At 64.2% G+C, this 505-nt stretch carries 1 pseudogene; it reads right to left on the bottom strand.

Annotated features, from left to right (window positions below):
* Positions 1-253 precede the first annotated feature (253 nt).
* A pseudogene (locus XH80_RS02845) lies at positions 254-505 on the bottom strand (IS110 family transposase); the annotation flags it as partial.

The following is a 505-nucleotide window of genomic DNA, read 5'->3' as shown; positions in this document are numbered from 1 at the left end:
TCAGCGACGGCACAAACTCGCTGCAGCAAGGCAGCGCGGACGCCGTCGCGGCGCATCTTTCCATCGGTGTGACGGAGCCACATCACAGGCAATCCGGCGCGATCGGTCGGCATCCGAAGATGCATCGTCGCAGGCAAGATAACGTGCGTTCCGTCGTATTTGTGCTGCACCAGTCCTCATCCGCTCACCGCGGAGCTCCATGTTCAGGTCGCGGCCATCGCCGCGGTGCTGCCAGCTCGAGAGATCTCGCAGCTCATGCGTAAGCGCCGAGCAGTTTACGTTGCTTGGCGGTGGTTTCGGCCCGCATCTCCGCCGCAGATGTGTCCGGATCGCCGCAATAGAAGGTGCCGGTGGTCCACATCGCGTGCATGATCACGGCGAGCTTGCGCGCCACCGCCACCACGGCCTTGCGGTGCGAGGAGCGCTTCGCCAGCGCCAGCCCCCAGCTCTTGACCTTGTCCTTTTTCCTGTAGCGGGTCAGCAGCGCGCTGGCAGCCTCATACAG

The organism is Bradyrhizobium sp. CCBAU 45384, assembly GCF_028128665.1.
GTDB lineage: Bacteria > Pseudomonadota > Alphaproteobacteria > Rhizobiales > Xanthobacteraceae > Bradyrhizobium > Bradyrhizobium manausense.
The sequence above is the reverse complement of the archived record's forward strand: the minus strand, read 5'-3'. Positions and strand labels throughout refer to the sequence as shown.